This is a genomic window from Moorena sp. SIO4A1, from assembly GCF_010672065.1.
Taxonomy (GTDB): Bacteria; Cyanobacteriota; Cyanobacteriia; order Cyanobacteriales; family Coleofasciculaceae; genus Moorena.
Window position 1 is genome coordinate 1 of the sequence record NZ_JAAHHX010001001.1, and the last position, 1,102, is coordinate 1,102.

The 1,102-nt window shown below is 47.7% G+C and carries 1 protein-coding gene and 1 pseudogene; one reads left to right on the forward strand and one right to left on the reverse strand.

Translation table 11 applies throughout. The features are described from left to right. The coding region (locus tag F6K53_RS44780) for an EF-hand domain-containing protein (RefSeq protein ID WP_293087506.1) at positions 1-714 on the forward strand (714 nt) is incomplete at its 5' end. Positions 715-728: 14 nt separating this feature from the next. Here F6K53_RS44780 and F6K53_RS44785 read toward each other — a convergent pair. Continuing rightward, positions 729-1,102, reverse strand: a pseudogene (locus F6K53_RS44785) (cellulose synthase catalytic subunit); the annotation flags it as partial.

Consider the following 1,102-nt stretch of genomic DNA (forward strand, 5'->3'; position numbering starts at 1 on the left):
GGTGGAGCCTTTGGGGCAGCTCTGATTGGCTGGCTGCTGACTCTGGTAATGACACCCTTGAAACTACCGATTTTGTCGATGTCCTTTCAGCTGGGTACTTATGCCTGCTTCGTAATTTTACAGCGATCGCTTTCTTCCTTGGTGCCTGTTGCACCCTACTCCATTGCTAGCCCGGAAGAGCATCGATTCCGCTACCTCACAGCCAAGGAAGTGATTTCGGCGTTCCGTCGGCAGTTGCAGGGAGCCATGGTTGGGCAGCATCACAAAGTATTATTTGACAAAGCACCCCAAGAGCTCAAAGGTGACCTGCGTTACATCTTTGATGCTATCGACCGGGATCAAAGCGGCAGCTTGTCTTTGACAGAACTTAGCTATCACTTCCAGCAGGCGGGGCATAGCATCAGTGACGATGAACTCAACTTTGTCTTTTCCAGCATGGATGTGGATAACAGCGGAGAAATAGACTTCGAGGAATTTGGGGAATTGCTGCTGCGCCACCGTCGTCTAATGTCGAGACTTAATGAGTTTGCCACATACTTTATTCCCATTGATAAGAATAAGAATGGAGTGGTTGAGCTAGAGGAAATGAATATAGTGTTAGCCAGTGTGGATCAGCCTCCCCTTTCAGAGGATGAAGTGACCTTTTTGCAACAGCGAATTGGAGGCAAAGAGCTTAACTGGGAAGGATTTCTCGAATTGTTGCTAGTGATTTAGATCAATAGAGTTTCTCAACTCCTAGCCTGGCGATCAAATAGTACTCGGGGTTTCAGCAAAATCTTAAACAACAGTAAAAGCGATCGCATTTCCGATGGACTTTCCCGTCGCTGCCATCGACCCGGACGGCAAAAGAGCATCTCTACCAAAGTGCGATGCTGTTGGAGAGTTAATGGGTCAAACATAATCCGTAGACTAGCTTCCTCACCACTGTTGTCAATTTCAGTAACTAGTCCTGACAACTGTAGCTTTTCCTCGATCATCTCTAGTGTCACTGGCAACGGTTCACTGGCAGTGTTTCCGGTATCTAATCGTAAATCAGCGACCTCGGTCAAGGCCACTTGAGCGCCAATTTCTGAAATCTTGGTGGTCATACCCCAGACAGTGC